Annotated in this window: 16 protein-coding genes; 8 read left to right on the top strand and 8 right to left on the bottom strand. The window is 68.3% G+C overall.

What is annotated here, in order from left to right:
* Positions 1–193: acyl-CoA dehydrogenase family protein (locus tag ACIPQB_RS13580; protein WP_446485773.1), on the bottom strand; the 193-nt coding region annotated here is incomplete at its 3' end.
* A 200-nt stretch (positions 194–393) separates the two neighbouring features.
* Here ACIPQB_RS13580 and ACIPQB_RS13575 point away from each other — a divergent pair.
* The 5 genes from ACIPQB_RS13575 to ACIPQB_RS13555 are packed head-to-tail and all read left to right on the top strand — an operon-like array spanning position 394 to position 4,343.
* A complete protein-coding gene (locus ACIPQB_RS13575; RefSeq protein WP_446485772.1) occupies positions 394–843 on the top strand; it encodes a DUF2147 domain-containing protein in 450 nt (149 codons plus the stop codon).
* 47 nt (positions 844–890) lie between these two features.
* Positions 891–1,907: a porphobilinogen synthase gene (gene hemB, locus ACIPQB_RS13570; protein WP_446485771.1), complete on the top strand. Its 1,017-nt coding sequence runs from the start codon at positions 891–893 to the stop codon at positions 1,905–1,907.
* Between the two features lies 1 nt (position 1,908).
* Entirely contained in the window at positions 1,909–2,772 is an 864-nt protein-coding gene (locus tag ACIPQB_RS13565) for an AraC family transcriptional regulator (RefSeq protein ID WP_446485770.1), read from the top strand.
* Between the two features lie 31 nt (positions 2,773–2,803).
* Positions 2,804–3,919: a serine hydrolase domain-containing protein gene (locus ACIPQB_RS13560; protein ID WP_446485769.1), complete on the top strand. Its 1,116-nt coding sequence runs from the start codon at positions 2,804–2,806 to the stop codon at positions 3,917–3,919.
* Between the two features lie 34 nt (positions 3,920–3,953).
* Entirely contained in the window at positions 3,954–4,343 is a 390-nt protein-coding gene (locus ACIPQB_RS13555; RefSeq protein ID WP_446485768.1) for an NUDIX hydrolase, read from the top strand.
* A 179-nt stretch (positions 4,344–4,522) separates the two neighbouring features.
* Here the strand turns inward: ACIPQB_RS13555 and ACIPQB_RS13550 are convergent, their stop codons facing one another.
* On the bottom strand, positions 4,523–4,921 hold the full coding sequence (locus ACIPQB_RS13550) for a hypothetical protein (RefSeq protein WP_446485767.1): 399 nt from the start codon (positions 4,919–4,921) through the stop codon (positions 4,523–4,525).
* Positions 4,922–5,083: 162 nt separating this feature from the next.
* Between ACIPQB_RS13550 and ACIPQB_RS13545 the strand changes: the two genes are divergently transcribed.
* On the top strand, positions 5,084–5,341 hold the full coding sequence (locus ACIPQB_RS13545; protein WP_446485766.1) for a hypothetical protein: 258 nt from the start codon (positions 5,084–5,086) through the stop codon (positions 5,339–5,341).
* Between the two features lie 4 nt (positions 5,342–5,345).
* Here ACIPQB_RS13545 and ACIPQB_RS13540 read toward each other — a convergent pair whose 3' ends face one another.
* Positions 5,346–6,071, bottom strand: a complete 726-nt coding sequence (locus tag ACIPQB_RS13540) for an ATP12 family protein (protein ID WP_446485765.1) — start codon at positions 6,069–6,071, stop codon at positions 5,346–5,348.
* 52 nt (positions 6,072–6,123) lie between these two features.
* Here ACIPQB_RS13540 and ACIPQB_RS13535 point away from each other — a divergent pair, with 52 nt between their 5' ends.
* Positions 6,124–7,575 carry a DUF1800 domain-containing protein gene (locus ACIPQB_RS13535; protein WP_446485764.1) on the top strand — a complete coding sequence of 484 codons (1,452 nt, stop codon included), beginning with the start codon at positions 6,124–6,126 and terminating at the stop codon, positions 7,573–7,575.
* Positions 7,572–8,849, top strand: coding sequence for a DUF1501 domain-containing protein (locus ACIPQB_RS13530; RefSeq protein ID WP_446485763.1), 1,278 nt, complete (start codon positions 7,572–7,574; stop codon positions 8,847–8,849). Before ACIPQB_RS13535 ends, ACIPQB_RS13530 begins: the two co-directional genes overlap by 4 nt.
* Before the next feature lie 39 nt (positions 8,850–8,888).
* Here ACIPQB_RS13530 and ACIPQB_RS13525 read toward each other — a convergent pair whose 3' ends face one another.
* The 5 genes from ACIPQB_RS13525 to ACIPQB_RS13505 all read right to left on the bottom strand — a co-directional run bounded on the left by ACIPQB_RS13525 (position 8,889) and on the right by ACIPQB_RS13505 (position 17,397).
* Complete coding sequence (locus ACIPQB_RS13525; protein ID WP_446485762.1) at positions 8,889–10,766, bottom strand: glycoside hydrolase family 97 protein; 1,878 nt, start codon at positions 10,764–10,766, stop codon at positions 8,889–8,891.
* A gap of 46 nt (positions 10,767–10,812) precedes the next feature.
* Positions 10,813–12,891 (bottom strand): beta-galactosidase, encoded by a 2,079-nt coding sequence (locus ACIPQB_RS13520; protein WP_446485761.1) that lies wholly within the window; start codon positions 12,889–12,891, stop codon positions 10,813–10,815.
* A 54-nt stretch (positions 12,892–12,945) separates the two neighbouring features.
* On the bottom strand, positions 12,946–14,517 hold the full coding sequence (locus tag ACIPQB_RS13515; RefSeq protein WP_446485760.1) for an alpha-L-fucosidase: 1,572 nt from the start codon (positions 14,515–14,517) through the stop codon (positions 12,946–12,948).
* 113 nt (positions 14,518–14,630) lie between these two features.
* Complete coding sequence (locus ACIPQB_RS13510) at positions 14,631–16,217, bottom strand: GH39 family glycosyl hydrolase (RefSeq protein WP_446485759.1); 1,587 nt, start codon at positions 16,215–16,217, stop codon at positions 14,631–14,633.
* A gap of 130 nt (positions 16,218–16,347) precedes the next feature.
* A complete protein-coding gene (locus ACIPQB_RS13505) occupies positions 16,348–17,397 on the bottom strand; it encodes an alpha/beta hydrolase (protein WP_446485758.1) in 1,050 nt (349 codons plus the stop codon).
* Positions 17,398–17,431 lie beyond the last annotated feature (34 nt).

Genomic DNA, 17,431 nt, shown 5'->3' with positions numbered 1-17,431 from the left:
ACAGGCCCGAGCCGCCGACGTCCTCCTGCACATAGACCCCGGCGAATCCCAGGGCCGCGGCCTCGCGCAGCGCCTCGACGGGGAAATGCTTGGTCTCGTCCCAATGGGCCGCATGCGGGGCAAGGCGTTCCGCCGCAAAGCCCGAGGCCATCTCCAGTATGGCGCGCTGGTCGTCGGTGAGCGCGAAATCCATGCGCGAAATCCTCCCCTGCGAGGCACAACCGCCCTCGCCTCTTGTCTTGCCCGCCGACCTGCCGCGCGGCGGCGGCTGTGTCAATCATACCGCACTTGCCGACTTTGCTGCCCGCCGCGCAGGCAAAAATGCCGCACGGCCCTTGATCGGTAACTTTTCCCGTCCCAAATCGCCGTCATTGGAGGCGTCATCCTTTCGTCATGCGTAAGTTCAGCTTGTTCCTCGTCGCCCTTGCGGCGCTCGTCGGCGCCGCCTGCGCCCCCGCCTATGCGGCCGACAACGCGCGCGGCTACGGCGTCTGGCGCAACCCCAAGGACAATGTCCGGGTCGAGATCAAGAACTGCGGGACCAGCACCTGCGGCGTCGTGGTCTATGCCAGCCCCAAGGCCGAGGCGGACGCCCGCAAGAGCGGCTACCAGACCCTGGTCGGCCAGCAGCTGCTGCGCGACTTCGAGCCGGTCGGCAACGGCAACATGCGCGGCAAGGTCTTCGTGCCGACCCTGAAGGTCACCCTGTCGGGCACCGCCGAGTTCATCGACGCCCGCACCATGAAGGCCAAGGGCTGCGTGCTGGGCCGGGTGCTGTGCAAGTCGCAGATCTGGACCCGGGTCGACAGCGTCACCGCCCGACTGGACGACCGCGCCAGCTGAACGCTCGGGCCTTGCCTCGCGGCGTCTCCCGCGCGACACCCTAGGCCATGACCACGCCGCCGCTCGCCCCCTACCCCGCCACCCGCCTGCGCCGCCTGCGCCAGGCCGACTGGACCCGCCGCCTGGTGCGCGAGACCACGTTGTCGCCGTCCGACCTGATCTGGTCGATGGTGGTGCATGAAGGCGAGGGCGTGATTCCGGTCGCCTCGATGCCGGGCGTCGAGCGCCTGAGCGTCAAGGACGCCGCCAAGGCCGCGGTGCGGGCCCGCGATCTGGGCATCCCGGCCATCGCCATCTTCCCGCACATCGACGGAGCCCGGAAGGACGCGGCCGGCTCGATCGCCGCCGATCCGGACGGGGTGATCCCCCGCGCCGTCAAGGCCATGAAGGACGCCGCCCCCGAGGTCGGGATCATGTGCGACGTGGCGCTCGACCCCTTCACCGACCACGGCCATGACGGCCTGGTCGAGGGCGGCCGCATCCTCAACGATCCGACCATCGAACGCCTGATCGAGCAGGGCCTGATGCAGGCGCAGGCCGGCGCCGACATCCTGGCCCCGTCCGACATGATGGACGGCCGCATCGGCCGGCTGCGCACGGCCCTGGAGGGCGCGGGCTTCCAGGACACCATGATCATGTCCTACGCCGCCAAGTACGCCTCGGCCTTCTACGGCCCCTATCGCGACGCCATCGGCTCGGCCAAGCTCTCGGCCGGCCCCAATGGTCAAGGATTGGGCGACAAGAAGACCTACCAGATGGATCCGGCCAACAGCGAGGAAGCGATCCGCGAGGTCGCCCTCGACATCGCCGAGGGCGCCGACATGGTGATGGTCAAGCCCGGCCTGCCCTATCTCGACATCCTGCGCCGCCTGGTCGACGAATTCCGCATGCCCACCTACGCCTTCCAGGTGTCGGGCGAGTACGCGATGATCAAGGCCGCGGGGATGAACGGCTGGATCGACGAGGAGCGCGCCATCCTCGAAAGCCTGACCGCTTTCAAGCGGGCCGGCGCGGCCGGGATCATCAGCTATTTCGCGCCCTGGGCGGCGGAAAAGCTGGGCTGACATGGCCGCCCCGAGAACCGCCTTTTCCCCGGGCCGGTTCTACGGGGTCTCGACCGTCGAGCGTCAGTTGCCCGGCGTCCGCGTGGCCCACGTGTCGGCGACCATCTCGGCCGAGGGCGTCGAGGAGCACAGCCACGACGACGCCCACTTCGTGCTGGCCACCCATGGCCGCTACCTGACCACCGCCGGCGGCCCGCAGACCGAGGGACCGGTGCTGGTCTACAACCCGCCGGGCGTGGTCCATCGCGACCGCTTCGTCGAGGCCGGCGGCTATTTCCTGGCCGTCAGCTTCGCGGCCAGGGCCTGGCGCGACCTGGCCAGCCAGGAGCCCGCCGCCATCGACGCCCTGAGGCTGACCGGCCCCACGGCCCGCCGCACGGCCCTGCGGCTGACCCGGGCGATCCTGGCCCGCGACGTCGAGGCGGTCGCCCTGGAAAGCCTGGGCCTGGAATTGGCCGCCGAGGCCCTGGCCCCGCCGCGCCAGGAGAGCACGCTACGGCCGTCCTGGCTGGACGCCGCCGAGACCTATCTGGCCGACGCCTTCGACCAGCCGATCGCCGTCGCCGACCTCGCCCGGGCGGCCGGCGTGCATCCGGTCCACCTGGCTCGAGGCTACCGCCGCTGGCTGGGGGCGGCGCCGGGCGCCCGCCTGCGGACCCGGCGCCTGGAGCGGGCCGCCGACCTGCTGATGCAGGGCAAGGCCGCGATCGGCGAGATCGCCCTGCGCGCCGGCTTCTGCGACCAGAGCCACCTGAACCGCCAGTTCCGCCTGGCCTATGGCGTCACGCCTGGCGAGTTCGCGCGGCTGTGCGGCCGGCGGCCCGATGTTGCAAGCGTCCAAGACGGACCCGCGCCCAGGCTTTAGATGAGACTCTCCAGCGCCTGGAGAGTCCGACTTGAAACCCTTGCTGCTCGCCGCCCTGCTGCTGACGGCCCCCCTGGCCGTCCCCGCCATTGGCCACGCCGCGACGCCGGCCGCCAGTCTCGACATGCCCACCGCGACGCCGGCCGCCGAAGGGCTGTCGGCCGCCCGGCTCGACGCCATGTCGGCGGCGATCAAGGCCGGCCAGTTCCAGCAGATCACCAGCGTCCTGATCGCCCGCCACGGCAAGCGGGTGTTCGAGGCCTATTATGACGACGGCCAGGCCAGCGGCGGGGCCGAGGCGCGACGCAACACCCGCTCGGTGACCAAGACTGTGACGGCCATGTTGGCCGGGGCGGCCATCGCCCGCGGGGCCCTGCCGGGCGTCGACGCCCCGATCTCGGCCTATCTGCACGACCGCTCGCCGGTCGCCAATCCCGACCCCCGCAAGCGGAAGGTCACGGTCGAGGACCTGCTGACCATGAGCTCGATCGCCGAATGCGACGACGACAACCAGTTCTCGCGCGGCAACGAGGAGCGGATGTACCTGATCGAGGACTGGGTCGGCTTCTATCGCGACCTGCCGGTGCGCGGCTTTCCCGCCTGGACGCCCCGTCCCGAGGCCTCGCCCTACGGCCGGGCCTTCAGCTACTGCACGGCCGGCGTCACCACCCTGGGCGCGGTGATCCAGGGGGCGGTCGGCCAGCCCCTGCCGGCCTTCGCCGAGGCGGTGCTGTTCGGCCCGCTGGGCATCGTCAAGCCTGAATGGCAGGTCTCGCCCCTGGGCCTGGCCCAGGGCGGCGGCGGCCTGGGCCTGACCAGCCGCGACCTCTTGAAGCTGGGCCAGCTCTACGCCGATGGCGGCCGGTGGAACGGCCGCCAGGTGCTGCCCGCCGCCTGGGTGGCGACCGCCACGGCCCCGCGCGCCCAGGCCCGCGACGACGCCGACTACGGCTATCTGATCTGGTTGCAGACCTTCGCCGGGCACAAGGCCTGGGTGATGAGCGGCACGGGCGGCAACAAGGTGGCGATCGTCCCCGACCTGGCGCTGGTGGCGGTGATCACCACCACCAACTTCAGTGTCCGCCAGCCGCACGCCATCGCCGAGAAGCTGCTGACCGAGCACATCCTGGCGGCGGTCGACCCCTGAGGACGCGACTCGCCGCTGGGGCTAGGCTGGCCCCATGACCCAGCCCAGCCTCGACATCGTCACCGCCGTGATCCGCGACGCGGAAGGCCGCATGCTGGTGGTCCGCAAGCGCGGCACACGGCTGTTCATGAAGCCCGGCGGCAAGCGCGAGCCGGGCGAGGACGACCTGACGGTCTTAGCCCGCGAGCTGGACGAGGAGATCGGCTGCCGGCTGATCGAGGCGTCGCTGCTGGGCCGGTTCGAGGCCGCCGCCGCCAACGAGCCCGGCTTCACCGTACGGGCGGCGACCTATCTGGCCCGGGTGGAAGGCGACATCGCCGCCCGGGCCGAGATCGCGGAACTGGCCTGGATCGACCCGGCTGCGCCGGGCGACCTGCCGCTGGCCCCGCTGATGCAGGTCGTGCTGGAGCGGCTAACCGCCTAGACCCGCGCGAAGATAGAGGGCCGCATCCTCTCTCATCCCGTCTCCCCGGCGAAGGCCGGGGCCCAGGTTCAGCCGTGACACGGGACGCTTATCCGAAAGACACGGCCCTACGATCTGGACCCCGGCCTTCGCCGGGGAGACGGAAGAGAATGGACGTTTCCATCTGGCCTCTTCCGGCTCTAAACCCGCGCGAAGATCGCGTTCAGGGCCCGAACCCGGCGGCCCTCCGGCCGGATCATCAGAAACCGGCCCGACCATTCGGGCGTCGACCAGCGGCCCTCGATCTCGGTGGCGTCGTTGCTGAGCACGCCGTCATAGACCACCGAGTGGTTCCAGCCGTTCTCGCCGTCATAGGTCTTGGTGAAGCCCACCGTCCGCTCGGCCCGCTTGCCCAGCAGGGTGGCGCAGACCTCCAGCCAGTCGCCCCACTGGTCCTGGGCGGTCTCGTGGACCGAGCCGCTGAGCCAGGCGCCGCTCTCGATCAGGGTGGCGGTGAAGGTGACCGGCTTGAGTCGACGAGGATAGGAATAGAGGCCCTGCCAGATTCCCGTCAGGTTGCTCTTGACCAGCGTCGTCATCGGCGTCTCTCCCTCGCGCAGACATAGGCCCCCAGGCGACCCCTCCCGTCAAGGTCGAGACCCTCGCGCGAAACCGCCGACAGGCGTAGGGTGTTGTCAGTGTTCGGCCAGAGGCCGCGTACGACGGCCCGGTCCGATCCGCGACGACAACGGAGGTGACGCATGGACGCCGATTTCAACGACGCCGGAAAACCCGATCTGCTGGCCCACGAGCAGACCTATCACGGCTTCAGCGTGCTGCTGCGATGGTGCATGCTGGGCCTGGCCACGGCCATCTCGACCCTGACCCTGTGGTTCGCCACCCCGGCCGGCTTCCTGGGCGCGCTGGTCATCGGCGTCGTGGTCTTCGCCGTCGGCTACATGATCCTGGTCCATCGCGAGGAGAAGCAGCCGCTGAACCTGTGGACCGAGGGGCGCTAGACGCTCACCGCCGCAGGGCCGCGAACCAGCGCTCCAGCACCTCGGCCTCGACCGCCAGGGCCCGGGCGCGGGCGGCCGCCTCGGCGTCCTCGCCCCAGGTCTGCGCCTGGAAGATCTCCTCCAGCCGCGACAGGTCCAGGGCCCGCTGGCCGGTCACCGCCCCGGCCCGCAAGGCCAGGGCCAGCACCGTCGAACCCAGCAGGCCGGCGCCATAGGCGACGCCGGCCAGGGCGAAGTCGTCCAGGGTCAGGGCCAGGGCCTCGACCGCGGCCAGGGCGGCCTGGGGCTGGGCGGTGTGGATGACGCCGCTGACCGGCCGCAGGTCCAGGCCCAGCTCGGCTCGGGCCCAGTCGAGCATGCCGCCCCAGTCGCGCCGCTGGCGCTCGACCAGGGGCGTGGGATGGTCGGCCCAGTAGCACAGCAGGTCCGAGCCGGCATAGGCGGCGACCTCGGCGGCGACCTCGGCCCGGGTCTCGCGGATGCGGTCGATGGCGGTGAAGGCCAGGCGGGTGGCCGGCATGGCCGTGCTGTCGATGACCTCGGCCTGGGCCTCCCACTCGCCGGCCACCAGCTCGGCCAGGGCCAGGTTGGGCAGCACCAGCGGGGCCTTGGCCGGCGACTTGGGCGTGCGGCCGTCCAGCAGCACGGCGAAGCCGCCCGCCGCCGGGCCGGCGGCGGCGGCCTTGTAGAACCGGCGCGGACGTTGCAACAGGTCGGATTTATCGGCCAAGGCGAGCCTTCTTTTCAAGCTGGACATCAAAACAACGCGTCCAGCGCGTTGAATGGGCAAAACCGACGCACCGCGCAAGGGAGACAAACGCTTGAGCCCGCCTCCGTCCGCCTCGGCCGGCGACCTGCCGGCGGCGATCGCCGTCACCCGCTTCGGCCTGGGCGCCCGGCCCGGTGAGATCGCGGCGGCGCGCAGCGATCCGCGCGGCTTCCTGACCGACCAGATCCGCGTCGAGGGCGCCGACCTGCCGCAGGCCGCGCCCGACACCACGGCCCAGCGCCTGTCCGGCTTCCGCGACTACGAGCTGCGCAAGCGCGAGATCAAGGCCGGCCCGGGGACGAGCGACGCCGCCGCCCAGGCCGACGCCCTCAAGGCCCTGCAGAAAGGCCTGCGCGACCAGGCCGAGACCGACTTCCTGGCCCGCGCCCGGCTGGCGACCAACACCGAAGCGGCGTTCCGCGAGCGCTGGACGCTGTTCTGGGCCAACCACTTCACGGTGTCGGCGACCAAGGCGATCACCGGCGTCGTGGCCGGCCCGTTCGAGCAGGAGGCCATCCGCCCGCATGTGTTCGGCCGCTTCGAGGACCTGCTGGTCGCCTCGTCCACCCACCCGGCCATGCTGCTCTATCTGGACCAGGCCCAGTCGGTGGGTCCCGACAGCAAGGCGGCCGCCTACCAGCGTACGCGCGCCAAGAAGGCCGGAGGCCTCAACGAGAACCTGGCCCGCGAGATTCTGGAGTTGCACACGGTGGGCGTCGGGGCCGGCTACAGCCAGGCCGACGTCACCGAGTTCGCCCGCGCCATGACCGGCTTCAGCATCGGTCGGCCGCAGGAGGAAGGCGCCTTCCAGTTCCTGTTCCGCGACAACGCCCACGAACCGGGGCCGCGCACGGTGATGGGCCGCCGCTACGACCAGGACAGCCAGGCCCAGGCCCTGGCGGTGATGCGCGACCTGGCCGCCAGCCCGCACACCGCCCGCCATGTCTCCGCCAAGCTGGCCGCCCATTTCGTCAGCGACGATCCGCCCCCGGCGCTGGTCGCCCGGCTGGAGAAGAGCTTCATGGCCAGCGGCGGCCGGCTCGACGCGCTGGCCCGGACCCTGGTGGCCGCGCCCGAGGCCTGGGACCCGGCCCCGGCCAAGTTCAAGACCCCCTACGAGTTCACGATCTCGACCTGGCGGGCGATCGGGGCCGAGCCCAGCGCCATCGGCAAGCTGGCGCCGGTGCTGTCGAGCCTGGGCCAGAAGCCGTTCTCCGCCCCCTCGCCCAAGGGCTGGCCCGAGGAGGCCCAGGTCTGGTGCGCCCCCGACGCCCTGATCAAGCGGCTGCGGTTCAGCGAGGCCTTCGCGGCGGTCACCGCCGACCGCCTTGACCCGGTCGCCCTGGCCCAGTCGGCCCTGGGCGCCCGCCTGACGGCGCCGACCGCCAAGGCTGTGGCCCGGGCCGAGACCCGCCGCGAGGCCATGGCCCTGCTGCTGATGAGTCCGGAGTTCCAACGCCGATGACCGCCCCCCGCCTGCCCTTCCTCTCTCGCCGGTCGCTGCTGGCCGGCCTTGGCCTGTCGGTCAGCTTCCTCGGCGGCCAGGCCTTCGCCGCGACCGACGGCCCGCTGGCCCGGCGCAAGCTGGTGGTGGTGATCTGCCGCGGCGGCATGGACGGCCTGACCGTCAGCCCGCCGGTCGGCGATCCCGACTATGCGGCCCTGCGCGGCGACGTCGCCGTGCCCGCCGACCAGGCGCTGAAGCTGGACTCCAACTTCGGCCTGCACCCGGCCCTGACCTCGGTCCACGCCCTGGCCCTGAAGGGCCAGGCCCGCATCGCCCCGGCCGCGGCCAGTCCCGACCGGGCCCGTTCGCACTTCGAGGCCCAGGACGTGCTGGAGACCGGCGCGGCCCAGGTCTATGGCGTCAATTCCGGCTGGCTGAACCGCACCCTGGCGGTGATGGGGCCCCAGAGGATCGAGGGCCTGTCGGTCGGCGCCACCGCGCCGCTGATCCTGCGCGGCAAGGTCCAGGCCGCCAGCTGGTCGCCGGGCAAGGGCGTCGACGAGACCGCCCGCCTGCCCACCCTGCTGCAGGACCTCTACAAGACCGACCCGCTGATGGGCCCGGCCTTCGCCCGCGGCCTGGAGACCGAGGCCATGGCCCAGGCGGCGATGACCGCCCTGGCCCCCGCCCCGACTCCGGTCGCCGCCGATGCCGCGACGCCCCCCGGCATGGCGACGCCGGCCGCCATGGCCGCTCCCGCCCCGGCCATCGCCAACCAGCGCCAGGGTCGCGAGGCGGCCCGCGGCCTGGGCGCGACCCTGGCCGGCTTCATGGTCCAGGACAGCGGCCCGCGCATCGCGGCGATCTCGCTGGACGGCTGGGACACCCACGCCGGCCAGGTCGGCCAGCTCAACACCCGGCTGGCCTATCTCGACGCCGTGCTCGACGGCCTCAACACCGGCCTCGGTCCCGCCTGGTCCGACACCGTGGTGGTGGTCGCCACCGAGTTCGGCCGCACCGCCCGGGTCAATGGCACCGGCGGCACCGACCACGGCACCGGCTCGACCGCCCTGGTGCTGGGCGGCGGGCTGAAGCCGGGCGGCGTCATCGGCGACTGGCCGACCCTGAAACCGGACGCCCTGTTCGAGAACCGCGACGTCCGTCCCGCCCTCGACCTGCGCGGCCTGTTCAAGGGCGTGCTGGCCGAGCACATGGGCGTCGACCGCGCCGCCTTGGAGACCACGGTGTTCCCCGACAGCGCCGCGGCCAAGGCGGTGGCGGGCTTGGTGTGAGGGCAAGCCCGTCGCGCGGCATGAAAGTCAGGCGACGGGCTATTGAGGCCTGATGGCGATCGCCGCGCCGCCGCCCGCGCTCAGGGGAACCTGAAGAACGTCGCCGTTGGAGACCGGCTTGGCGACATGGTCGACATCGTTGGGGCCGGCGCCGTCCTGCCAGATCTCGGCCGTGAACGTCCCTGCCCCCAAGAAGGCGAGCGGTATGGCCACCGTGCGGGACTGTTCGTTCGTCATGGCGCCGACGTACCAGGTCCGGCCGCTGCGGCGCGCCACCACGACATGGCTTTCCGGGTCGCCGTCGACGAACCGCGTTTCGTCCCAGGCGGTCGGGACCGCCTTGAGAAAATCGAATCCCGGCGCGTTCGCATAGGCCGCGGGATCGTCGGAGACCATCTGCAGCGGGCTGTCGAACACTACGTACTGGGCCAAGGCTTGGCCGCGCGTCGTGCGGGTCATCGGCATGACTTCCCGGGCGACATAGGTCTGCGGCGTGCTGTTGCGGAAGCCGCCCGGCGTGTAGTCCATGGGACCCAGCAGCATGCGGGTATAGGCCAGCTTGACGTTGTGGCCGGGCGTGACCGGTCCCCCGACGAACTTGTTGTATTCCAGCCCCAGCACGCCTTCCTGGGTGATGTAGTTGGGATAGGTGCGCGCCAGGCCGGCCGGCGGAAAGGCGCCGTGCATGTCCAACAGCAGATGGCGCTTGGCGGTCTCCTGGGCCAGGCGGACGTAGAACTGGACCATCTCCTGGTCGTCCCGTTCCATGAAGTCGACCTTCACGCCCTTGATCCCCCAGCGCTGGTAGGTGTCGAGGACCTCCGCCATCCTGGGTTCGACATGCTTCCAGTGGGCCCACAGAATGAGCCCCACGCCCTTTGAGTCCGCATATTTCACGAGGGCCGGCATATCGATCGCCGGATTGCTCTGGGTGATGTCCGTCTTCGGGTCCGCGTCGCAGCACGGCGTGGCGTTGAGGGGCCATCCCGCGTCAATGAGAAAATAGGGAAAGCCGGACTCGGCCGCGAAATCGATGAAGCGGCGGAATCGCTCGATGGTCGGCTTCTCGCCCGCGGTCGGTCCCGACCACCAGTCCCAGGCCGCCTTTCCAGGCTTCACCCACGAAAAGTCGCCGCTCGCCTGCGTCGCCAGGTTTCCGATCAGGGGCGACTCGATCAGGTCGCCGGCCCGGTCGCCCATCATGATCACCCGCCAGGTGCTGGTCAGGCCGGCGGCGGAGTCGACGGCGACATCCTTGCGGTTGGGGAGCGGCGTCACCCTGACCTTCAGCCCGCCGTCGACCGGGACTAGGCTTGAGCTCGCATAGGCGTCTATGCCCGACTGCGCGATCGCATAGTGCGTGCGGCCGGAAGCTGACGAACAGACCACCGGAACGTCATAGAGCTTGGCCCGGTCCAATTCGGAGATCTTCTTCAGGGCCCATGTGTTCTCATGGGACCCCCCATATTCGCTGACCTCGCAGGCGGGATCGTTCGGAAGGCGGTACGCCGTCTTTTCTCCCTTGAGCACGACCGGCGCGTCTTTCGGCAACAGGTAGCGGAACGCGACCCCTTCGTTGGCGGCTCGCGCTTCCACCGACAGCGTACGGTGGGCGCCGGCCTTTTCGCGGAAGATGACGACGACGCCGTTGTACCAGTCGCGCGCCGTCCTCGCCTTCGTCGCCGTCAGCGGAATGTCGCGCCGCTGTCTCTGCTTTTTGACGTCGACGACCTCCAGATCCGAGAAGTCGGCCGCGTTCGAAAGCTCCAGGCCAATCGGAGACGCCGATACGATCGGCTCGCCCTTGCGGTAGACCGAGTAGCTCGCTCCGTCGGCGGTGATCCTGATCTCGGCGCTCTTGTCGGGCGAAGCCACGATGATTTGCGACGCGGCGAGCGCCATCACGATGTTGAACAACAGAGGACTCCCTTGGAGGGCGAAATCGAAAGATGCGACGGTGCTGCTACTGCAACAACTCGACGCCGTAGGGCTTGAGGTCGATCTTTCCGGCATAGGTCTGGTGCGTGAGCGCGCTCGATTTGGAGCCTGAGAAGGTCACGGTCGCCGGGGCGTTGTTGGTGTTCACATACATCGTCCGCCCTTCGACCACGCGCGCCACGACGCCCTTCGGCGTCTCCGGGCCGCGCTCGATCCCGAGCTTGGGATAGAGCGACCGCAGCAGGGGACCGATCAGGCCGGGCTGGGCGGCGGTGGCCAGATAGATCGCCTGCCCCTTGCCGAAGTGATTGATCGAAACGGCCGCGCTCTTTTCCGGCGTGTTCTCGAAGGTCGCCAGGGGCTTGGCGGCGCCGAGCTCGAGCACTTCGTAGTAGGTGTCGCCCCCGGTCAAGGTTTCGCCGTTGAACTGAACCTTCAGCGGCTCCCAGTGGCGATAGAAGGCGTTGGTGCGCAGGCCGAATACGTCGGTCAGACGTCCCGGCAACGGCGTCTCGAACCATTTGCCGGTTTCGTCGACCTTGGCGGAATAGCCCGTCATCACGACCGTGCCGCCGTCGGCGACGTATTTGCGCACCGCCGCGGCGGTCTGGGCGTCCATCACATAGGCGCTCGACAGCACGATCAGCTTGTACTTGTCGAGCCGGTCGTGCCCAAAGTCGATCACCGCCGCGTCGATGTTGTCCTCGAACAACGGCCGATAGGCCGCCTTCACCTGCTCGGTGTAGTTGCCCTTGAAGTACTCCTGCATCGTGTTCGGACCCGGGGGCGGATTGGTCAGCCACATCGTGTCGAACGAGTAGCTGACCGCGACCTGGGGCTGGCGGTCGCGCGGAAAGCCCATGGTCTTGAGGGTCTGGAACTCGCTGGCGATCCGCCCGAACTCGTCGACCTTCCAGGACGGGCGGCCGTCATGATCGACCAGGCCGAACAGCGCCTGTTCCTCGCCGCCGATATGGGTGTTGAACGTCCAGGCCAGGAAGGTCTGCCCATAGTAGAGCAGGCCGAAATAGGCCCACATGCGCGATCGTCCGGGATCGCCATAGAAGCCGCCGCCGCCGGCCGTGAATTCGTTGAACCAGACCGGCGTCTCGTGCGCGGCCTTGTTCATCATGACCTCGAAGCCCGCGCCCAAGGCGTCGCCGGGATAGAAGCCCTGGGCGCCATAGGTCGAAACTTCGTCCCATGAGCGCAGATGGTCGAACCCCTTGGTCGGGGCGGTGGGCCAGAAGTTCGACGCGACCGGGAGGTTGGGCGCGTACTGCTTGCGAATCCCCTCCAGGTCCTTGAGCGCGCCGATCGCGTCGTCGGACCAGTACCGGCGCAGGTCGAGATAGCGCTCGTTGGGACCAGGGCCGCGGATATAGGGCAGGTCGACCTCGTCCCAGCTGTTGACCCGGCGCGACCAGCGCTGCGTCGCCCAGGCCTTGTTGAGCGCCTCGATCGTCCCGTACTTCTTCTGCAGCCAGGTGACGAAGCGCTCGCGGTCGGCGGGCGAATAGGAGACTTGGCCGTTGCCGATCTCGTTGTCGTAGCCGACCGCGATCACCGCCGGATTGTGGGCGTAGCGCTCCATCATCTTCTGCCCGAGCCGCTTGGCCAGCCGGCGATAGTCCGGGTCGCTGATATTGTCCCAGTAACGCGTCGCCGCGTTCAGCCGGGCGCCGTCCTGGTTGACGATGTCGACGCCGGGATAGCGCTTGTGCAGCCAGATCGGGGCGGGCTGGCCCGGAATGTCGACGATCACCTTGATCCCCGCGGCGTGCATCTGGGCGACCACCTGGTCGAACCATTCGAAGGTGAAGCGGCCTTCCTCCGGCTCGAAGGAGTCCCAGGACAGGTCGCCCATGCGAACCAGGTTGAACCCGGCGGCCTTCATGATCGCGATGTCCTGGCGGATCTGCTCGGGCGACCGGTCGATGGGCTGGTAGCAGGCGCCGACGAACAGCTCGCCCTTGCCCGGCCAGTCGGGATGTCCCGCCGCGCTTTGCGCCTGGGCGGGCGACGGCTGGACGATCGGCGGAAGGCCGGTCGCCAGCATCAGCGCCAAGGTGGTGCCGGCCAGGCGGGCGGAACGATGTCCCATGAATCTCAAGTCCTAATTGGGTTGTGGAGTTGCCGTGACGCGCCGTTCGGCGCCTCAGGCGAAGCTGATCTTGAAGACGCTGGCATGGCGCGTCGGCAGGCGCGGCGGGACCTCGATCGACAGCGCGCTTGCCCCCTGGCGGAACTTGAGCGGTCCGCGCACCCCCAGCATCTCGACCCGCGCTACGCGCCGGCGCTCATGGGGATTGCCGGCGGCGAGCGCGGCGATCTCGGTCGTGCCAGACGGCTCTCCGAGCGCGGTCGCGTAAAGGGCGCCGCCCTTGGTCGTGAAGCGGATGTCCCGAGCCGTATAGGCTCCGCTCTCTTGGAACGCCCCGACCGCGGCTTCGGTCGGCCCTTCGCCGAACAGCTTCCATGGCCGGGTTCCGTGGATGGCCTCGGCGTTCACCGCCATCCAAGGCGCCAGCTCGTCCAGCAGAAGCTGCGACTCCGGCGGCAGGCTGCCGTCCGGATACAGCACGACGTTCAGCAGCAGGTTGCCGTTCTTGCTGACGATATCCGCCAGCATGGCGATGACTTCCGACGTGGTCTTGTACTTGAAGCCGTCGCTGTAGAACCAGTCGCCGTTGGAGGTGTCGGTCTGCCACGGCAGCGGGTTGATGCCGTTCAGCACCCCGCGCTCGACATCCTGGACCGCCCATTCCTTGTGGAATTCGCCCGAGCCCAAGTCCTTGCAATTGTACACGGCCTCGAGCTTGCCGCTGCGCGCGATGCTGCTGTTGTACATGTGCGCGACTAGGCTGCGCCCGACCACGCCGAAGGGCAGCCCGCCGTCCGAGTAGAGGAGGTCCGGCTCGTAGGTGTCGAGCAGGTCGCGGATGCGGTCGAACCAAATCTGATGGAATCTGGGATCACGCGAGTACCAGGTGTCGGCGGAGCCGCGGTAAGGCTCGTTGTGCGGCGGATGGTAGAGGTCGGCGTATCTGGGGTCCGCGCCGTCATAGGCCACGCCGTTTTCGGGCCAGGTCTGGTTATAGAGATGGCTGGGATGATACCAGTTGTGGCTGGCCCCCAGGTGCTCCGACACGCCGAAGCGCAGCTTGCGCTTGCGCGCGGCCGCCTTCCAGGCGCCGACGATGTCGCGCTTGGGCCCCATGGCCACGGCGTTCCACCGGTGGTGCTTGGAGTTCCACAGGTCGAAATTGTCGTGGTGCACGCCCATGCTGACGAAGTACTTGGCGCCGGCGGCGGCGTACTTGTCCATCAGGACTTCGGGGTCGAACTTTTCCGCCGTCCACAGGGGAATGATGTCCTTGTAGCCGACCTTGGAAGGCTGGCCGTAGGTCTTCAGATGGTGGTCGTAATGCGGGTGGCCCGGAACGTACATGTAGCGGGCGTACCAGTCGCCCTGGCGCGGCACGGCCTGCGGGCCCCAGTGAGCCCAGATCCCGAACTTGGCGTCGCGGAACCAATCGGGCGCCTGGTAGGTCTTCAGGGACTCGGGCTCCTGGCGGAACGGGCCCTGGGTCATGGGTAGCCGGTAGTCCGGCGCCGGCAGCTTGGCGCAGGCGTCCGCGGACGGCTCGTCCCTGGCCTGCGCGGCTCCGGCCAGGCCCAACGCCGCGAGAGCCGGAACACCCAGGAACTGCCGCTTGCTCACCTTCATGATGTATATTCTCCAAATTTCTTAGTCTTGAGCAAGCGACGGTAAACAGTTCTCCGGGCGCGATTGCTCGTGACATTCTTGAGTACTTGTTCTCGGGAAAATGTTCGAAAATCTTATGAAACCGGCGTCAAGGTGACCAGGCCGATGTCATTGCTGCGCATCGGCACCATAACCACGGCCGTACCCTTGTCGCTCACCGTAAGCGTTTGAGCCGTTTCAGGAATATCGCGCGTAAGATCTTGCAGCGTCTGAAGCTGCTTCGGCGTCAGGTCCTTGGGGGCGCCCATCTCAAGGTAGTGGCTGTGGGCGTCGTTGACCTTGTAGCCGGTACGCTGAATCTTCAGCTCGTACCGACCAGGCTTGAGTCCGGTCAGATTCAGCCTCACAGGGGCAGACTTGGCGTTCGGGACCAGCTTGCTGAAGAAGACGCCGTTGCTGCGCCCCCCCTGGTCGGGTTGTTGATAGTCCCAGATGACCGCCGCCAGGGTGCGGCCGTCCCAGGACGCCCACACCTGATGATCCGTAGACGGAATTTCCGCACCTTGCAGGGCGCGCAGGTACTTGTAGGCGAACCACGACGCCTTGCGAACGCCGTCGCGGGTCATCAGGCCGAACCCGCCGTGAAAAGCGCTCGGGGGCGCACCGGGCTCTTCGAACAGATCGGAATAGACCCAATAGCTCATGCCCTGGACGAGGCCCTGAGTGGCCCTCAACTTGCCAAGGATGTAAGGCGCGGCGATGTAGGAGTCGTGGCTGAGGTCATGAGGATTGTAGCTGGTGCTCCACTCGGTGAAGAACAGCGGCAAGCCGGGCCGGTGCGAGGCTTCGATCTCTTTGCGAACCTTGCGGACGTCGCCGACAATGGCGTCGGGGTTCTTGGAGAGTTGGAGGTCCATCTTGCCCTCCTCGTCGAGATAGCCGTAGTCGACGCCATAGGTATGGGTGGTGGCGAAATCGACTGGCGTGTTCGTGGTCTTCGCCCAGGCCAACAGTTCGCTCACCCAGGCGGCGCCGGCCGTTGAAGGCCCGCCGACCCGAAGCTGCGGATCGATGGCCTTGATTGCGCGGGCGGTGACGCCATACAGGGCGAAATAGGCCTCTTGGTCACCATACTGCCAGAAACCATCGAGATTGGGCTCGTTCCACACCTCGAAATACCAGGTACGGACCTCAGCTAGGCCGTAGCGGGCGACCAGGTGACGGACGAAGGTGTCGATCAGTTGCTTCCACAGGTCCAGGCGTGGATGCGAGGTGTTGCCCTTCCAGTAGAAGACCGTCTGGTCCGACGACTTCATGGCGCCAGGCGTGAAACCGAGTTCGACGAACGGCCTGATGCCCATCTTCAGGAAGCTGTCGTAGAGGTAGTCAATCTTCGTCCAGTCATAGACCAGCTTGTTGTCGACCATCTTCACGACGCCCATGTCATCGTGGAAGATGTCGTGGAACCGGATGTAGCGGAAGCCGAGTTCCTTGGTGGCGATCTTCAATTGCGCCAGATTGGCGTCACGGATCGTTGTGCCGGGATAGTCCGCTCCGACCGACAGATCGAAGAATCTATCGATGGGTTTGGAGGCTTGCCGAACATCGAGGGTGACGCGCCGCTGGTTGATCGACTGCGCCAGCACGCCGCTGGCCGGAGCCGCCGCTGCAAGGGTCAGGAACGAAGCTAGGGCATTACGCCGCGAAATCTGGTTTCTCATGTCTTTAAACCCGCTTTGCGTTGGTGTTCTTTGAAATTATCGATTGACCTGAACGAGACCAAACAAGGCAGGAAGCCGCCGTTTGGTCTAAGAAAGTCGACCGAAAGAGCCCGTGCGGAGCTTTCATGCTCTATTCGCCGCTCGAACGAAGTACACGTCCAAAGAACGGCAGAACGTTATTCTGGAAACGACTGGCGACGGCGCTGCCGTGATCGCCGCTGTAGATCTCGAAGGTGTTCGCCACGCGGGAGGCGTCCAGGCGATCGTGCAATTCAGCCGCGTCGACCTTCAGCCCGTCCTGGTCGCCCACGTCGATGGCGATCGCCTGATATCGCCGCAGATTGAAGACGTACTGGTCAAGCATGCTCAGGGGCGCATTGGCGGCCCATCGCGCCAGCACCGACCGGTCGACGACGCCGTTCGACGTCGGCAGATCGACATAGAAGGGCGGCTTCTTCGGGTTGGGCGACCAGGCCGCGGCGACGGCGAAGGTCGCGCGCGGCAGGAAGCCGAGCTTGGTCGCCTCTTCCGGGGTCTTGACGGCTTCGACGGCGGCGGCGGCTTCCGGCGGCGGGACGTCGCGGGCCGAGAGGCAGCACGGGCTCATGATGTAGAGCGCGCCGAAGGTCTCGGGGTGCTTCATGCCCAGGCGCGCGACGCCGTAGCCGCCCATCGAGTGCCCGGCCAGGCCGCGGCTCAGGCGGTCCGGAAGCGTGCGGTAATGGGCGTCGACATAGGCGACCAGGTCACGGGTGATGAAACCCTCCCAGTCGCCGATCGTCACCGAGCTCGAATACATGGAGCCGTTGTGCAGGGTCTGGGTGTCGGGCAGGACGACGATCATGCCGGGCGCGCCCGCGGCGAAGGCGCCCTCGACCGTCTGCGGGGCCTGGAGCAATCCCGCGAAGCCGTCGGCGGTCAGGCCATAGCCGTGCAGCGCATAGACGACCGGATAGCGGCGCGTCTTGTCGGCGGCATAGCCGGGCGGGAGATAGATCACGACGTCCCGGTCGGGCGACTCGCCTTCGAGATTGCCCTCCAGGGTCGCGCCGTGGACCTTGATGCGCTCGACGGTCACGGCCTTGGCGCTGGCCGCGGGCGCCGGCGAGGCCGCCTGCACGTCCGTGCTCGACGCCGCCAATACAATGGCCATCGCCATGGAAGCCCAAACCGGTTTCATCTGCCTCCCCGCCTCCTTCTTGGGTGAAAGCCCA

The organism is Caulobacter sp. LARHSG274 (assembly GCF_052871235.1).
This window is presented reverse-complemented; position numbering and strand designations above follow the sequence as displayed.

Excerpts from the sequence above, each read along its gene's own strand:
- ACIPQB_RS13575 (WP_446485772.1), top strand. The coding sequence starts at position 394 with ATGCGTAAGTTCAGCTTGTTCCTCGTCGCCCTTGCGGCGCTCGTCGGC.
- hemB (WP_446485771.1), top strand. The coding sequence starts at position 891 with ATGACCACGCCGCCGCTCGCCCCCTACCCCGCCACCCGCCTGCGCCGC.
- ACIPQB_RS13565 (WP_446485770.1), top strand. The coding sequence starts at position 1,909 with ATGGCCGCCCCGAGAACCGCCTTTTCCCCGGGCCGGTTCTACGGGGTC.
- ACIPQB_RS13555 (WP_446485768.1), top strand. The coding sequence starts at position 3,954 with ATGACCCAGCCCAGCCTCGACATCGTCACCGCCGTGATCCGCGACGCG.
- ACIPQB_RS13550 (WP_446485767.1), bottom strand. The coding sequence starts at position 4,921 with ATGACGACGCTGGTCAAGAGCAACCTGACGGGAATCTGGCAGGGCCTC.
- ACIPQB_RS13545 (WP_446485766.1), top strand. The coding sequence starts at position 5,084 with ATGGACGCCGATTTCAACGACGCCGGAAAACCCGATCTGCTGGCCCAC.
- ACIPQB_RS13535 (WP_446485764.1), top strand. The coding sequence starts at position 6,124 with ATGGGCAAAACCGACGCACCGCGCAAGGGAGACAAACGCTTGAGCCCG.
- ACIPQB_RS13530 (WP_446485763.1), top strand. The coding sequence starts at position 7,572 with ATGACCGCCCCCCGCCTGCCCTTCCTCTCTCGCCGGTCGCTGCTGGCC.
- ACIPQB_RS13520 (WP_446485761.1), bottom strand. The coding sequence starts at position 12,891 with ATGGGACATCGTTCCGCCCGCCTGGCCGGCACCACCTTGGCGCTGATG.
- ACIPQB_RS13515 (WP_446485760.1), bottom strand. The coding sequence starts at position 14,517 with ATGAAGGTGAGCAAGCGGCAGTTCCTGGGTGTTCCGGCTCTCGCGGCG.
- ACIPQB_RS13510 (WP_446485759.1), bottom strand. The coding sequence starts at position 16,217 with ATGAGAAACCAGATTTCGCGGCGTAATGCCCTAGCTTCGTTCCTGACC.
- ACIPQB_RS13505 (WP_446485758.1), bottom strand. The coding sequence starts at position 17,397 with ATGAAACCGGTTTGGGCTTCCATGGCGATGGCCATTGTATTGGCGGCG.